The organism is Steroidobacter denitrificans (assembly GCF_001579945.1).
Classification (GTDB): Bacteria; Pseudomonadota; Gammaproteobacteria; order Steroidobacterales; family Steroidobacteraceae; genus Steroidobacter; species Steroidobacter denitrificans.
In genome coordinates, this window is the sequence record NZ_CP011971.1 from 3,148,133 (window position 1) to 3,163,392 (window position 15,260).

General features: G+C 61.1%; 14 protein-coding genes. 11 read left to right on the forward strand and 3 right to left on the reverse strand.

Annotated features, from left to right (window positions below; genetic code table 11):
- Positions 1 to 9: 9 nt before the first annotated feature.
- The 6 genes from ACG33_RS14150 to polA all read left to right on the forward strand — a co-directional run bounded on the left by ACG33_RS14150 (position 10) and on the right by polA (position 6,891).
- The gene (locus tag ACG33_RS14150) at positions 10 to 1,008 is read left to right on the forward strand and encodes an N-acetylornithine carbamoyltransferase (RefSeq protein ID WP_066922141.1); all 999 of its coding nucleotides are present in this window, start codon (positions 10 to 12) and stop codon (positions 1,006 to 1,008) included.
- A 108-nt stretch (positions 1,009 to 1,116) separates the two neighbouring features.
- On the forward strand, positions 1,117 to 2,037 hold the full coding sequence (gene argB / locus ACG33_RS14155; protein WP_066922143.1) for an acetylglutamate kinase: 921 nt from the start codon (positions 1,117 to 1,119) through the stop codon (positions 2,035 to 2,037).
- Positions 2,034 to 3,239, forward strand: coding sequence for an argininosuccinate lyase (gene argH / locus ACG33_RS14160; protein ID WP_066922145.1), 1,206 nt, complete (start codon positions 2,034 to 2,036; stop codon positions 3,237 to 3,239). The genes argB and argH overlap by 4 nt, the downstream gene beginning before the upstream one ends.
- A gap of 128 nt (positions 3,240 to 3,367) precedes the next feature.
- Complete coding sequence (locus ACG33_RS14165; RefSeq protein WP_083536981.1) at positions 3,368 to 3,853, forward strand: hotdog fold thioesterase; 486 nt, start codon at positions 3,368 to 3,370, stop codon at positions 3,851 to 3,853.
- The gene (lptM, locus tag ACG33_RS16275) at positions 3,843 to 4,097 is read left to right on the forward strand and encodes an LPS translocon maturation chaperone LptM (protein ID WP_157071812.1); all 255 of its coding nucleotides are present in this window, start codon (positions 3,843 to 3,845) and stop codon (positions 4,095 to 4,097) included. The genes ACG33_RS14165 and lptM overlap by 11 nt, the downstream gene beginning before the upstream one ends.
- 7 nt (positions 4,098 to 4,104) lie before the next feature.
- Positions 4,105 to 6,891 (forward strand): DNA polymerase I, encoded by a 2,787-nt coding sequence (polA, locus tag ACG33_RS14170; protein ID WP_066922147.1) that lies wholly within the window; start codon positions 4,105 to 4,107, stop codon positions 6,889 to 6,891.
- A gap of 26 nt (positions 6,892 to 6,917) precedes the next feature.
- Here polA and ACG33_RS14175 read toward each other — a convergent pair whose 3' ends face one another.
- A complete protein-coding gene (locus ACG33_RS14175; RefSeq protein ID WP_066922149.1) occupies positions 6,918 to 7,235 on the reverse strand; it encodes a helix-turn-helix domain-containing protein in 318 nt (105 codons plus the stop codon).
- 415 nt (positions 7,236 to 7,650) lie between these two features.
- Entirely contained in the window at positions 7,651 to 8,271 is a 621-nt protein-coding gene (gene yihA, locus ACG33_RS14180; protein ID WP_066922151.1) for a ribosome biogenesis GTP-binding protein YihA/YsxC, read from the reverse strand.
- A gap of 198 nt (positions 8,272 to 8,469) precedes the next feature.
- On the opposite strand from yihA, the gene ACG33_RS14185 reads away from it, so the two are divergent.
- From ACG33_RS14185 to ACG33_RS14200, 4 genes are all read left to right on the forward strand, one after another.
- Positions 8,470 to 9,090 carry a c-type cytochrome gene (locus ACG33_RS14185; protein WP_066922152.1) on the forward strand — a complete coding sequence of 207 codons (621 nt, stop codon included), beginning with the start codon at positions 8,470 to 8,472 and terminating at the stop codon, positions 9,088 to 9,090.
- A 93-nt stretch (positions 9,091 to 9,183) separates the two neighbouring features.
- Positions 9,184 to 10,086 (forward strand): thiol:disulfide interchange protein DsbA/DsbL, encoded by a 903-nt coding sequence (locus tag ACG33_RS14190; RefSeq protein WP_066922154.1) that lies wholly within the window; start codon positions 9,184 to 9,186, stop codon positions 10,084 to 10,086.
- Positions 10,087 to 10,154: 68 nt separating this feature from the next.
- Positions 10,155 to 11,132, forward strand: coding sequence for a magnesium transporter CorA family protein (locus ACG33_RS14195; protein WP_066922156.1), 978 nt, complete (start codon positions 10,155 to 10,157; stop codon positions 11,130 to 11,132).
- Complete coding sequence (locus tag ACG33_RS14200) at positions 11,132 to 11,962, forward strand: NYN domain-containing protein (RefSeq protein ID WP_066923497.1); 831 nt, start codon at positions 11,132 to 11,134, stop codon at positions 11,960 to 11,962. Before ACG33_RS14195 ends, ACG33_RS14200 begins: the two co-directional genes overlap by 1 nt.
- A gap of 31 nt (positions 11,963 to 11,993) precedes the next feature.
- On the opposite strand, the gene ACG33_RS14205 is transcribed toward ACG33_RS14200, so the two are convergent.
- Positions 11,994 to 12,464, reverse strand: coding sequence for a hypothetical protein (locus ACG33_RS14205; RefSeq protein ID WP_210399098.1), 471 nt, complete (start codon positions 12,462 to 12,464; stop codon positions 11,994 to 11,996).
- A 500-nt stretch (positions 12,465 to 12,964) separates the two neighbouring features.
- On the opposite strand from ACG33_RS14205, the gene ACG33_RS14210 reads away from it, so the two are divergent.
- Positions 12,965 to 15,217, forward strand: coding sequence for an ATP-binding protein (locus ACG33_RS14210; RefSeq protein WP_066922160.1), 2,253 nt, complete (start codon positions 12,965 to 12,967; stop codon positions 15,215 to 15,217).
- Positions 15,218 to 15,260 lie beyond the last annotated feature (43 nt).

Here is a 15,260-nt window from a genome sequence, read left to right on the forward strand (position 1 = left end):
GATCGAAAAATGAAAAGATTTCTGGATCTGGCCGACTTTCCACGCGAAGAAGTCAAGGACATGCTCAGCCTCGCCGCGCGTCTGCAACGTCATCCGCAGCCCAGCGCGCTGGCCGGCAAGGTGCTTGGACTACTGTTCCTGAATCCCTCGCTGCGCACCTTGGCGTCGTTTCAGAGCGCAATGATGCGTCTGGGCGGCACCACCGTGGTCATCACTCCGGGCCAGGGCACCTGGCAACTGGAAACGCGGCCGGGCGCAGTCATGAACGAGGCGGCCGCCGAACACGTGCGCGAGGCGGTACCGGTGCTGGCATCCTACTGCGACGCGATCGGCATCCGCATGTTCGCCGAAGGCCGCGATCTGCAGCACGATCTGGCAGAAACCGGCTTCAAGATGATGGCAGACCTGTGCGACAAGCCGCTGGTCAACATGGAATCGGCCGCCAACCATCCCTGCCAGGCGCTGGCGGACTGGCGCACGATGGATGACCTGCATGTGCCCGAGCGCGGCAAATTCGTATTGAGCTGGGTGAATCACCCGCGTGCCCTGCCGCTGGCCGTGCCTGCCGCGACAGTACATATGGCCGCCATGCGCGGCATGGAGGTGGTCGTAGCGCGCCCCGAAGGCTATGCCTTGCCGGAGCCGATCATGGAGAAGGCTCGCCAGGCGGCGCAACGCTGCGGCGGATCGGTACGCGAGACCAGCGATCGTGCCGAAGCACTCAAGGGCGCGCACGTCCTGTACGCAAAGGAATGGGGATCCGCGCAGCACTATGGCGATAGTGAGACGGAAGCCCGCCTGCGCAAACCGCTCGGCGATTGGTGCGTCGACGAAAGCTGGTTTACGAATGCCGATCCGCACTGCCATTTCATGCACTGCCTGCCCGCACGGCGCAATGTCGCCGTCGCCGATGCAGTGCTCGACGGACCACGCAGCGTTGTGATACGCGAAGCGTTCAATCGCATGGTGGTGCAGATGGCGGTGCTGTATCGTCTGCTGCGCGGCTGAGCTTCGCCCGACCGATCCACGCTGCCGCCGTCCTTCGAACCATCCCCTTATTCAATACGAGCTACCCGCCATCGTTCTCGCTTAGCCGATACCAGAGGAATTCCCGCCGTGATTCGTATCGACCCTTCTGTTGCCATTCGCGCCCTGCGCAGTGCCGCACCGTACATTCGCATGTACAAGGGCAAGGTCTTCGTGATCAAGGTCAGCGGCGGCGTCTTCGGAGACGCCGCGTCGACGCACAACTTGATGGAACAAGTGGCGATCCTGCATCAGGTCGGCATCCGCGTGGTGCTGGTGCACGGAGGCGGCCCACAGCTGACGCAGGTCCAGAAGTCGCTCGGCATCGAGCCGCAAATCGTCGCCGGCCGCCGGATCACCGACCAGAAATCCATCGAAGTGACCAGCATGGTTCTCAACGGCCTGGTGAACACCCGGATACTTGGAATTTGCCGCGAGCTGGATATTGCCGCAGTCGGGGTCAGCGGCGTCGACGCCGGACTGGTGCGCGCCCACAAGCGACCGCCGGTCAAAGTTGAAGGACGGCTCGTCGATTATGGCTATGTCGGCGATATCGATCTGATCGATGCCAAGGTTTTGCAACAGCTGCTCGATGAAAGGCTGATGCCGGTGGTCAGCCCGGTGTCCGCCGACGACCAAGGCACGCTGCTCAACATCAACGCCGATACGGTGGCGGCCGGGATCGGCGCGGCCTTGAAGGCCGAAAAACTGATGCTATGCACCGGCGCACCGGGCATCCTTGAATCCGTGGACGATCCTTGCTCGATCATTTCCTACACCGATCTGACCGGCCTGCAGCGCCTGAAGGAGCAGGGCAGCCTCAAGGACGGCATGCTGCCCAAGGCCAAGGCAATCGAGGACGCCATACGCGGTGGAGTACGGCGTGTGCACGTGACTTCCTATAAATCTCCCGACAGCCTGCTCGCGGAAGTTTTCACGAACGAAGGCACCGGCACCCTGGTCGTCGAGAACATCAGCGCCCTTTCACCTGCAGAGCAGCAAGCCGGATGAGCCGCCTGTGGGACAAAGGCGCGCCGCTGGATGAGCGTGTCCTGCGCTATACGGCAGGCGAAGATCATGCGCTGGACAACCGCCTGGTCGCCTACGACGTGCGCGCCTCGATCGCGCATGCGCAGATGCTGCATGCGCAAGGGCTGCTGCCGGCCGCCGACCTGGAAGCGATTCGTAGCGGCTTGACTGCCATCGCCGTGGAACATGCCCGCGGCGAATGGCAGGTACGGCTGGAACACGAGGATGGTCAGACGGCATTGGAGAACCTGCTCACTCAGCGTATCGGCGAGGCAGGCAAGCGCGTACATCTAGGCCGGTCCCGCAATGATCAGGTACTGACCGCCTTGCGGTTGTATTTGCGCGACGCCGCCGACGCACTGGCAGCAGGCGTCGATGCCGTCGCCGAGGCGCTGGAGAACCTGGCCCGGCGTGACGCCTCGATCGAGCTGCCCGGATATACCCACATGCAGCAGGCCATGCCCAGCTCCGTGCCGCTATGGGCGAATGGCTTCGCCGCCGAACTGCGCGACGATGCCCAGGGACTGCGCCAGACGCATCGGCGTCTGCGGGCGAACCCCCTGGGCTCCGCGGCGGGTTACGGCTCGCCTAATCTGCCGATCGATCGAGAGGACACCCGTGAGCAGCTGGGCTTCGAGACGGTGCAGATGCCGGTCACGGCCGTGCAGCTATCGCGCGGCAAGGCCGAAGCGCAGCTGCTGTTCGAAATCGCCCTGGTCATGCAGGACGTTGCCCGGCTGTCCGCCGATTTGCTGTTGTTCTACACCCAGGAGTTCTCGTTCGTGGCGCTGCCGGACGCCTTTACGACCGGCTCCTCGATCATGCCGCAAAAACGCAATCCCGACGTATTCGAGCTGATTCGCGGCCGCAGCGCGACGGCCATGGCCTGTCTCGCGGAGGTCATGGGTATCGTCGCCAAGCTGCCTTCCGGTTATCAGCGCGATCTGCAGCTCATCAAGGCGCCGTTGTTTCGCAGCATCGATCTGTGCATGGAAACGTTGGATATACTTCCCGCGGCGCTGGCCGGCGTACGGTTCCGTCCGGAAAAGATTCGCCTGGATCCCTCCATCCACGCCGCCGCCGAGGCGAATGCGCTGGTCGTGAACGAGGGCATCTCCTTCCGGGAAGCATACCGTCGTATCGGCGAGCGATTGAAACAAGACGCCGGCAAGACGCCGAAATGAATCCGGCGGCTTGCCGCGGCCGCCAGGCCGGTATAGGACCCGCAGTACGAGGCCCTGGCATCGCCCTGGCATCGACTCCAGCATCATAGACGCCGTGCGTGGACTCATCGATCAGGAGACCCTCCGCCATGTCCCTCTGGTTCAAGCCCTACACCCTCGAGGAAATTCCGGCCGCCAGCGGCTTGCAGCGGCATCTCGGGATCGAGCTCACCGAAATCGGCGCGGATTACGTGCGTGCCCGCATGCCGGTCGACGAGCGCGTCCATCAACCCCTCGGCATGCTGCACGGCGGCGCCTCGGTCGTGCTGGCCGAGACGCTGGGCAGCATCGGCTCCATGCTGGTCGTCGATCCGACGAAATACCGCTGCCTCGGCCAGGAGATCAACGCCAATCACGTACGCAGCGTGTCCAGCGGCTACGTAACGGGCACCGCCCGGCCCCTCCACCTCGGTCGCAGCAGCCAGGTCTGGGAAATTCGTATTGTCGATGAAGGCGACCGCCTGATATGCATCTCCCGCATCACCCTGTTCGTACAGTCTCTCGCACCCACAGGTCGGGACGCCGACGATAGACGAAATTCACTTTCGGGAAGGACACAAGAACATGTCCCATAGACACGCTCGTCGGCTGCGGCACGGGCAAAGCCGATCACTGTGTGCACTCGTTGCCGCAGCGTTCCCTGGCGTCCTGGCGCTGCTGCTCGCCGGCTGCGGACTCAAGGGTCCGCTCTACCTGCCCGAGGGCCGAGATCAAACCATGGTGCCGATGCCCGCGGAGGAACCTGCATTGATACCACCGATGCCCCGGTCCGAACAGGACGGCGAGCGGATACCGGGATCGGCGCGGCCCGACGTTTGAACCAACAATGCTCGTGAACTCTCCCCGCAAGCTCGTCCTCGTCGACGGCTCCGGATATCTGTACCGGGCCTTTCATGCATTGCCGCCCCTGGCGAATTCCCGCGGCGAACCCACGGGCGCCGTGCTCGGCGTGCTCAACATGTTGCAGAAGCTATGCAAGGAGGAGACACCGGACTTCATCGCGATCGTGTTCGATGCCCCCGGCCGTACATTCCGCGACAATCTGTTCGATGCCTACAAGGCACAGCGTCCGCCGATGCCCGATGAGTTGCGGACCCAACTGCAGCCGCTGCTTGATTGCGTGCGGGCCATGGGCCTGCCGCTGCTGCGCGTCGATGGCGTGGAAGCCGACGACGTGATCGGTACGCTGGCACGCCAGGCTGCGGAAGGCGGCATCGATGTGCTGATCTCCACCGGTGACAAGGATATCGCACAACTTGTAAACGAACGCATCACCCTGGTGAATACGATGACCGGCTCGCGCCTGGATCGCGCCGGCGTCAAAGCCAAATTCGACGTGTTTCCCGAGCAGATCGTCGATTACCTGGCCCTGGTAGGGGACACGTCCGACAATATTCCCGGTGTGCCGAAAGTCGGTCCGAAAACGGCCGCCAAGTGGCTGAACGAATTCGGCACTCTGGACAAAATCATCGAAAACGCCGCGCACATCCCCGGCAAGGTCGGCGAAAGTCTGCGCGCCAGCCTGCCCATCCTCGATCTATCACGCCGGCTAGCCACCCTCGATTGTGATGTTGCCTTGAGCAACGCTCCCGACACGCTGGTGCGCGGCCCTGCCGACAATGAGCAGTTGCACAAACTCTATACGCGGCTGGAACTGCGCACTTTCCTGCGGCAGCTTGCCACGGAGACGGCCGGCACCCAGGCGCTGGATTCGGCGCGTCGCCAGTCGGCACCGGCAAGCGCAGCACCGGGATCCACGGCAGCGGTTCGGGCAGCCGCAGCCGCGCCGCCGCAGTCTGCTCGGACCCGCGATTATGAGACGGTCACTTCGCTGGTCTCGCTGCAGCGCTGGGCTGCCAAATTTGCCGATGCGGAGCTCATGGCATTCGACACCGAAACGACTTCCATCAACTACATGCAGGCGCGGATCGTCGGCCTGTCCTTCAGCATCGAGCCGGGAATCGCGGCATACGTGCCCATCGCACACGATTATGCCGGTGCGCCGGAGCAGCTGTCGCTCGCCCAGGTACTGGATGTCCTGCGGCCCATCCTGGAAAGCGAGCGCCCAGCAAAACTCGGCCATCATCTCAAGTACGACGCCCACGTACTGCTGCATGCCGGCGTGGAATTGCGCGGCATGCGCTACGACTCCATGCTGGAATCCTATGTCTGGAACAGCACCGCGACCCGGCACGACATGGACTCCGTCGCCCGCAAGTATCTGGACATGGACACGATACGCTACGAGGAGGTGGCCGGAAAAGGCGCGAAGCAGATTCCCTTCAATCAGGTCGCGGTCGACGTGGCATCCACCTATGCGGCCGAGGATGCCGACGTCACGCTGCAGCTGCACCAGACTTTATGGCCGAAGATCCAGAGCGTGCCGGCGCTGCAATCGCTCTACGAACAGATCGAGCAGCCGCTGGTGCCGGTGCTGTTGCGCATGGAACGGACGGGAGTATTGATCGATGGCGAACTGCTGCGCCGCCAGGGCGTGGAAATCACGCAACGCCTGCGCGAGCTGGAATCGCAGGCACACGCAGCTGCCGGCGGCCCGTTCACGCTGGAATCGCCGAAACAGCTGCAGGAGATACTGTTCGGCAAACTCGGACTGCCGGTCATGCGCAAGACGCCGACCGGCCAGCCGTCCACTGCCGAGGACGTCCTGGAAGAACTCGCCGCCGACTACGCCTTGCCGCGCCTGATCCTGGAGTTTCGCGGCTTTGCAAAGCTCAAGTCCACTTATATCGATAAGCTGCCCCAGCAAATCGATCCAGTCACCGGGCGTGTGCATACCAGCTATCACCAGGCCGTCGCCGCCACCGGGCGACTCTCCTCGAGCGATCCGAACCTGCAAAACATCCCGATTCGCACCCCGGAGGGACGACGCATCCGGCAGGCATTCGTCGCACGTCCAGGCTGGTGTATCGTAGCGGCCGATTATTCACAGATCGAATTGCGCATCATGGCGCATCTATCCGCCGATGCCGGCCTGCTGGATGCCTTCGCGCAGGATCGCGACATTCATCAAGCGACTGCTGCGGAAATCTTCGGCACGCCGCTCGAGGATGTGACCGGCGCGCAGCGCCGCTCGGCGAAAGCCATCAACTTCGGCCTGATCTACGGCATGTCGGCCTTTGGCCTCGCCAGCCGCCTGGGCATCGATCGCGGCCAGGCGCAGCGCTATGTGGAGCTGTATTTTCAACGCTATCCTGGCGTGCGCCGCTACATGGACGAAACCCGCCAGATCGCCCGTGAACGCGGCTATGTCGAAACCGTGTGGGGCCGCCGCCTGTATCTCAACGAAATCCGCTCCAGGAACAGCGCCGTTCGCCAGGGCGCCGAGCGAGCCGCCATCAATGCACCCATGCAAGGCACGGCCGCCGATATCATCAAGCGAGCCATGATCGATGTGGATCGCTGGTTGAACGATTCACGCCTGGAGGCTCGCTTGCTCATGCAGGTACATGACGAACTGGTCTTCGAAGTGCGCCTCGATCTCGCCGAGGAACTGATTGCACACGCGCGCGAGCTCATGTCGGGTGCGGCGCAGCTGAAAGTACCGCTGAAGGTCGACGTCGGCCAGGGAGCAAACTGGGACCAGGCGCACTGAGTCTTCCGGCGGCAATGTCAAATACCCTATGACAGATCGTCCTCGCCGACCGTGCCGCCCTCCCCCTCCCAGCGATTGATCGCCTGAACTTCCCGACGATTGAACTTCAGTCTGACTCCGGCTCCGCCGCCGTTTTCGGCAATGAACACCACCCCGGCTTCTTCCAGTGCGGTTCGTATCCGGCTTCTGGTGTCACTGTCCGGCCCGTGAAACCGGGCTTCGAAGTCGACGATCGTCCGCAAGCCGATGCCGGACGCCTGCGACAACTGTTCGGCCGACCATTCGATCAACGCTCGACCCGCACGGCACTGAGCTGCGGTCAGCACGGACCAGGGATTCGACATGCAAATCTCCCTCGAATCGACTACGGCAAATATCTCAAGATATTCACTCGATATCCACTTGCCGTCACCGCGCGGGTCTGTAGGGGATTTACCACGGCCTGAAATGTTGCTTTCAAACAACTATTATATCCCTAAAGCCTGTACGAAGGTGTTTTCGACAGCTTGATGCGTCGCATATAAACATCTGAGATAAGCGACTGAAAACATGAAATTTTCTTCATGTCTTCAGCTTCTATTCGCGGAACTTTGGCGCACCAGGAACGTCTGAACTATTGAGCGTCGGCCAGGACGCTTTCGCCTGCTGACCTCCCTGAGCAGGCGACTAGCCCGGTCCATCCCCATGCCGGGTGATACTGTCCCGGTGGCCGCATGGCCACCGGGTTTTTTTCATGTTCAAGATTCTGTTTCACCGGGCTCATTCACTGGGCTCAGCCGAGCCTCCGCCCCGTTTTCCGGCCAGCATGGCCAGCACGGCGTGGCGCGCCTCGTCCACACCTATCCTGTTCACTGCCGAAAACAGCTGCGCGGAAGCCGTTTCACCTACCTGCGCCCTGACATCTTTCAGGACGCTCAGACCCGCCCCTCGGCTGAGCTTGTCCGCCTTGGTAATCAGCAGATGGACAGACAGGGAATGCGCCCGTGCCCATTCGATCATCCGACAATCGAAGTCCGTCATCGGCCGGCGCACATCCATGACGATGACCAGGCCGACCAGCGAACTGCGGGCTTCGACGTAGCGCGTCAGCAGTTCCTGCCAATGCCGACGCATTTGTTCCGGAACCTTGGCGTAGCCGTAGCCGGGAAGGTCGGCCAGGCGTCTTCGGCCGTCCTCCAGTCCGAAAAAATTGATCAACTGGGTGCGCCCCGGTGTCTTGCTGGTGCGGGCCAGGTCCCGGCGTCCGGCGATCACATTCAAGGCGCTGGATTTGCCCGCGTTGGAACGGCCCGCGAATGCGACCTCCGTTCCTTCATCGGGCGGAAATTGCCGCGGCTGCCAGGCGCTGGTCAGGAATGTGGGAGCGGGGAATCGGGCCATGGGATCCGAGCGTAGCAGAGCTCAAGCCGAAACGGCGCACCGGGTTTCGTCAGAGGCCGGCTTCGCGTGTACAATTCCGCGCCTTTGCGCTTGCTGCAAGCCACGCCGGCACCCGGACGGGGCTGTCGGCACGCAAACCGGATGATCCGGCTGGGCGGGGAGCAGGCCCCGAATACGTGGACCTTGGAGAATGAATCAATGAAGCTTGCGTCGATCGTTGCGATTTTTGGCCTGGCTCTGCCGCTGGGTTTAGGCACCGCCGCCGCACTGGCCGAGGGGAATGCCGAAAACGGCCAGGCTCTGTCCATCACCTGTTCTGCTTGCCATGGGATGGATGGCAACAGCATCGCCAATCCCGACTGGCCATCTCTTGCCGGGCAGCACCCCGAATACATCCTGCGCCAACTGCAGCACTTCAAGTCCGGCGAGCGCCAGGATCCTTTGATGAGTCCCATGGTCATACCCCTGAGTGACCAGGACATGGCCGATCTGGCAGCCTATTTTGCCGCACAGAAACGGGTAGGACTGGAAGCCGATCCCGACCAGGTCGATCTCGGGCAGCGCCTGTACCGCGGCGGAGACGCGGACGCCGGCATCGCCGCCTGCGCCGCCTGTCACGGTCCCGGCGGCAAAGGCAATCCGATGGCGCTGTACCCCGCTCTGCAAGGACAGCATGCGGCCTACATCGAGATCCAGCTCAAGGCTTATCGCTCCGGTGCCCGCCAGACGGATCCGAACCGGATGATGCGCGACATCGCAAGTTCACTGTCGGACGAGCAGATTGCCGCCGTGGCCTCCTACGTCCAGGGCCTGCGCTGATGCTGCATGCCGGCGCCGTCTCTGGATGGTCCGGGGAGCTCCTGGAAGCGGCCGTCCACAGGTAATGTGCCCTATTCCGAAAGGTACTCCTGCATGAACAAGTTCCACCTCAAGGCGCCGTTCCTCCTGGCTGCACTCTTTGCGCTGGCCGCCTTTTCCGCCTGCGGCAAACAGGCGGCACCCGCACCGGGCGAACCGGCCGTCGAGGCCGTCGCCACCGAGCCTGTCGCCACCGTGCAGAACGAGACGGCTGCAGCGGCCACCCGGGAGGCAGGCGAGATTTCCGCCGAAACAACTGCGGCCCCTGACGAAGCCATCGATACCCAGGCCGCCGGCGTGACGGAAGCTGCGCCGCCTACGGAACTAAAGCCCGCCTCGGTACAGCCGTCGGTGCGGCTTACCGCCCGGGCACCCGCTCCCCCCGTCTCAGCGCGCTTCAAGGAAGGAAGAAATTATCAGAAACTGGTGCCGGCACAGCCGACAAGCGTGAATCCAGGCCAGATCGAAGTCATCGAAGTGTTCTGGTACGGCTGCGGACACTGCTTCGCGCTCGATCCGGGCATCGAATCATGGCGCGGTAATGACAAGGCGCCCTATGTCCAGTTCTTGCGCCTGCCGGCCATGTGGAACGACATGACGCGCCTGCATGCTCGGTTGTTCTATACCGCCGAGGCGCTTGGCAAACTCGAGGAAATGCATACCCAGATCTTCCGCGAAATACATGTCCGTGCAAATCCACTGAATTCAACCGAGCAGATCAGCGAGTTGTTCCAGCGTCACGGCATCAGCGCCGAAGAATTCAACAAAACATTTTCATCCTTCGCGGTGGAATCCAAGCTGCAGCGCGCCGACCTGCTGAATCGGCGTTATCGAGTGCAATCCGTGCCCATGTTCGTCGTGAATGGCAAGTACACCACCGACGTTTCCGGCGCCGGTAATGAACAGCAGCTGTTTCAACTGCTCGACGAACTGGCGGCGCACGAACACGGCGGCTGAACCCGGACAATCTCCCGGTACGCCCTGGATCCGGCCCTCACCGGCTCGCCGATGCTGAAGGTAAGGCCATGCTGAGTGTCTTCGTCGCACAGGCGCACGGGCTTGCGCGCGTGGAGCCGGAAAAGCTCGCATCGATTCAGCCCAACGCCATCTGGGTCGATCTGCTCGAAGGAACACCGGAGGAAGAGCGCCTGGTCGAGTCCGCCTTCGGCATCAAGGTGCCCACACGTGAGGAAATGAAGGAGATCGAGGCTTCCAACCGGCTGTACGAAGATAATGGGGCGCTCTACATGACCGCCACTATCGCTGCGCGACTCGATACCGATCGTCCAGTCAGTGTCGCCGTGACCTTCATCCTGGTGGGACAGCATCTGGTCACCAGCCGATATCTCGACACCAAGTCCTTTCAGCAATTCATCGCCTACGCGCAGAGGCATCCTGCCGCCTGCCAAAGTCCGCTGGCAATCCTGGCCGGAATCATGGAGGCGTTCACGGAGCGCATTGCCGACCTGCTGGAACGTGTCGGTCTGGATCTGGACACTCTGTCCGGCAGCATCTTCGCGCGCAACGGCAACCGCACGCCCAACAGCCGCAACCTGCGCGCCATGATCGAAAATATCGGGTTCAGTGGCGAACTCAATTCGAAGGCCAGGGAAAGCCTGGTCAGCCTGGGACGGCTGCTCATGTTCGTGCAACAATCCGGAAATTCCGGTATCAGAGGCGAATTGCGCGATCGTTTTCGTTCCATCAGTCGTGACGTGATTTCTCTGTCGGATCACGCGACGTTTCTGGGCGGCAAGGTATCCTTTCTGCTCGAGGCGACGCTGGGGCTCATCAGTGTGGAGCAGAACAACATCATCAAGATATTCTCGGTTGCCGCAGTTCTTTTCTTGCCGCCGACATTGATTGCCAGTATCTACGGCATGAACTTCAATCTGTTGCCCGATCTGCCCGGAGAGTACGGCAACTTTGCTTTTTCCATCGGCTTGATGGTTGCGTCGATGGGCATTACATACGCGCTCTTCAAGCGCAAAGGATGGCTTTGATGGCTCACGCTATAGTCAGCATGGCCTTGTTCTGCGATTTCGAAAATATCGCCCTGGGCGTACGCGATGCAAAGTATGCGAAATTCGATATTGCCCGGGTACTTGAACGTCTGCTGCTCAAGGGCAGCATTGTCGTGAAAAAAGCGTATTGCGACTGGGATCGCTACAAGGAATTCAAAGGGCCGATGCATGAGGCCGCTTTCGAATTGATCGAAATTCCCCATGTACGCATGTCGGGCAAGAATTCTGCTGATATCCGCCTGGTCGTGGATGCGCTGGATCTGTGCTATACCAAGTCGCACGTGGATACATTCGTGATCATCAGCGGCGATTCGGATTTCTCGCCGCTGGTCAGCAAACTACGGGAGAATAACAAGACGGTCATCGGCGTGGGCGTGAAAAGTTCGACCTCGGATCTGTTGATGGCCAATTGCGACGAGTTCATTTATTACGACGACCTGGTGCGCCAGGAGGAGAAAAAGAAGCAGCGCGCCAGGCGCAAGCCGGCGGCGGCCAAGACGGCGCCCGATGCCGCCAAAGAGAGACCGAAGGTCGAGCAGCACGAGGAAGATCGCAAACAGCAGGCGTTCGACCTGGTGGTGGACACGATCGAAGCGCTCGCCGAGGAGCGTGATCAGGACGAGAAAATCTGGGGATCGATGGTGAAACAGACGCTCAAGCGCAGAAATCCCGGCTTCAACGAAAGTTATTACGGCTTCCGCAGTTTCGGTGACCTGCTCGAAGAAGCCGAGCACCGCAAGCTCCTGTCGCTGGAATCCGATCAAAAATCAGGCGGCTACATCATCAGGCGCCTGGCCCACGCGGATTGATACCGCTGTTTGCGAAATCCACTGCTGAAGATCAGATGGCTGCCTTCGCGGAAAATCGCCAACGTTCTGCAGCCGCACGCCCCGTCGCATAATAGAGTTCCAAGCGCCGTACACCCTTGATTCGGCGGGTCGAGCGGCGCACTTCCCGCATCAGTCGCAGCAACAGCTGTTCACCGGCCCGTGAGCCGCCGCTGGCGAATTCCGCGGCGATACTAAGATGCATGACGATGACATGTCCGATGTCCTGCCATGCGTAGACCGCCACACCGATCGGCCGACCCGTATGATCAACCGCAAAGAGCGATTGCACATCGCGCATATTGTGCATGCCGATACGCAACCGGTTACGATCGGCGACGATCTCCGGCGCACCGAATCTTTCGATAGCATCCGCGATACAGGTGCTCACACGCTGCTGGCACCGGTTGAAGAACATCAAGGATTCGAGCGCGCCGCGCTGCGTGTCGGACACATGAGATTCGAATGTTATTGTCTGGCTCATGAACTCGTACCGCCGACGAAGTCCGTTCCGCTCCTCATCATGAGCGGCGCCGGACAGCTTGTCGAGGCTGTCGAAAACCATCGGGCAAGCCACCACAAATGACCCGGACGCCCCAAAAGACAGTATGTAAAAACACCACAAAATACCGCCGTCGAGTGACCGGAAATTTCAATTTCCAGCAAGGCCCTGGAGCAAAACATGATCCGGATGTCGCAGCCAGGTCACAGTCTGACGCTATGAATCGCTTACGGATGCCGTTGCGGAACTAAAACGCTCCATTCTGCTTTTCGAGGGGTTTTGTGCCCGCAATGCGTAAAAGTATGAACCGGCGCACGGTCCGCCGGCTTCAAAAGCGCGAATAGGTTCAAGCTTATACGGAGATCTTATTGTCATATATGCAAAATGGCGCGGCGACCCATTTGAAAGGCCGCTGAATGGCGAACACCGGTCTTGGGCATGGGAGCGGCTTGGCCGCGGCCTGCGAAACGAGGGGAAGATTCATGGGCATTCTGGACCTGGGACGTTACAAGGGAATCGTGTTCGCGATCACCGGCTTCCTTGTTTTCATCGCCGTCATTCTGGCGATCAACCACGGCAGGCTGGGCCAATTGCCGGACAATGTCGTAGCGGCCGGATTCCTGGCCGAACATCAGACACAGCCGCGCATCGTCTTCGATGCGGGCGTGCTGCTGACGGCCACTTTGAACATGGGCGAACCCATCGACGAGGCACTGGAGTCGCTGCGCACAGCTGCGAAATCTTATAATGATGCACTCACCGGCCTGGCCGACGGAGGCCGCATCAACCTGGCCGGAGGCCGCACGATCGCCCTGCCGGTGCTGGCCGACGAGCAAGCCGCCAGTCTGCTGGCGGACGGCATGAAAATCTGGACCGCTTATACAGCCAAGCTCGAACCCATTCTGCGTTTCTCCGGCTCACCCTATCCAGCCCAACAGGAAGCGGTCTCGAACGACCACGGGCGCAGCGTCGTTCTCAGCCCACGCGGGCGGCGCCTGCAAGAAGCACTGACCGACTTGAATCAGTATGGCGAAAGTTCGCACGCGCAACTGGCGAGAATTTTTGCCGAACTTGCCGGACAGGTGACGGCACAGGATGCCCGCCAAACGGCAGTCTTGCGCCTGATCCAGGCGGGCGGTATGGCGGCCGCCCTGTTCATGCTCGGTGCAATCTTTTTCTATTTCGCCCGCAACATGCATAAGGAGGAAACCGTTGCGGAGCGTGCGCGCAAGGAGACCGCCGATATCATGCGCACCGTGAATGAAGGGTTGTTCCTGCTGGACAAGGACCTCAAACTCGGCAGCGAACGCTCGATGGCGCTGAACACCATTTTTCGGCGTGAGGAATTTCAGGGTATCTCCTTTGAAGAACTGCTCAAGGAAATCGTTCCGGAAAAGACACTCAGGACCGCGGTGGACTATGTATCCTTGCTGTGGGGCGATCGAGTCAACGAAAAATTGGTCAAGACCATCAATCCCCTCAGCGAAGTGGAAGTGCACTTTGACAACCCTGCCGGCGGATACGATACCCACTTCCTCGAGTTCGACTTCAATCGCGTGAAATCCGCAGGCTCACTGTCGCATCTGCTGGTAACCGTGAACGACGTCACCAAGCGGGTGATGTTGTCGCGCGAACTGCAGGAATCGCAGGAAAAAGCCCAGGCGCAACTCGATCTGCTGCTGCGTATTCTGCACGTGGAACCCGACAGCCTGACGGGATTCCTGAACGACGCGGAAGTGTCGCTGAAGATGGTCAACTCCATTCTCAAGGAACCCGCCCGCGAGGAAACCGCATTTCGCGCCAAGATCGACGGCATCTATCGCCAGGTGCATGCCGTCAAGGGCGAAGCATCCGCCCTGGGCCTCAAGACCGTCGAACAACGCGCTCACACGTTCGAGGAGGCGCTCAACGATCTCAAGGAGCGCCAGGCGCTGTCCGGCAGCGACTTCCTGCCGCTAGTGATCAAGCTCGATGACCTGTTCAATCATCTTGCGCAAGTCCGCGAGATGCTCAGTAGACTACTGGATCTGCATCAGGCAATAGCCAATCGGCGGGAACCCGAATCGGCGGGTGCAGAGAAAGTCGATCGCTGGCTGTCCGGTGAACATGAATCGGCGGTGCACACGCCTGCACCCGCACCCGCACCGCATGAAGACGACGAACCGCCTGCTGCGCTCGATCGTACGCTCGTGGCTCTGACAGAGCGAGTCGCCAATAGCCAATGCAAGCAGGTTCAAATTCGCTGCAGCGGACTGCAGGACGTACCGCAGGCCTATCAGCGCGCCGTCAAGGACATTACGATCCAGCTGGTACGCAACGCCGTCGTACATGGCATCGAAGAACCTGCCGAGCGCACCAAGGCCAACAAACCGCCGGCCGGCACATTGGGCGTGGAGTTCGTCTCCCGCGATACTGACGGCTATGAACTCATCGTCCAGGACGACGGCCGCGGCCTGCAACTGCCGCGCATCAAGGAGGTCGCCATCGAACGCGGCCTGATCACTGCGGCCCAAGGAGCAATGCTGGACCCACGCCAGACCATGGCGTTGATTTTTCGCCCCGGCTTTTCGACGGCGGATCGTGTCACGGCCGACGCGGGGCGCGGCGCGGGCATGGATCTGGTGCGAGTTCTGGTCGCCGAGCACGGTGGCCGCGTCGGCTTGGCATCGGCGGGAGGCAAGTTTTCCAAGTTCAAGATCTGGCTCCCCGCCTGCACGCGCGCGGCCGCCGCCTGAGATAGGCGCATATGTGCCGTCTGAAGTGTTCATGATAGACAGG